The following is a 358-nucleotide window of genomic DNA, read 5'->3' as shown; positions in this document are numbered from 1 at the left end:
TGATAAGGGCTATTATGATTAGGATAATAGGGATAGCGAAATTCATATTAAGCAGAGATATCATGTTTAGTTGCACGACGGAAAACAGGATAACTATTAAGAAGCTTGCTGTAATCATAAAATATGACCAAGTACGGCGGTAAGTTACGTCTTGTCTGAAGGAACGATTAGGATCAGTGGGTTGAACCTGCTGCTTCACTCTGCGAATACTCCAATTCTCAAACATGAACAAAAGTGTTATCAACACTTGCATTATCGTAGGCATAAATACAGTACTATAAGATTTAGCTGCATAGCCGTCTACGTTCCAACTACTGTTGTAATGGATCGGAATCTGATCAGGAATCAGATCGTAGTT

At 38.3% G+C, this 358-nt stretch carries 1 protein-coding gene; it reads right to left on the bottom strand.

Features of this window, described 5'->3' with window-relative positions; translation table 11 throughout:
- Positions 1-358 (bottom strand): DUF1648 domain-containing protein (locus CA600_RS30675; RefSeq protein ID WP_143812244.1); only part of this gene is annotated, 358 nt, incomplete at both ends.

This window comes from Paenibacillus sp. VTT E-133280, assembly GCF_002264385.1.
Taxonomy (GTDB): domain Bacteria; phylum Bacillota; class Bacilli; order Paenibacillales; family Paenibacillaceae; genus Paenibacillus_AQ; species Paenibacillus_AQ nitricinens.
Note: the sequence above shows the minus strand (reverse complement) of the source record. Positions and strands in the feature narration are given on the sequence as shown.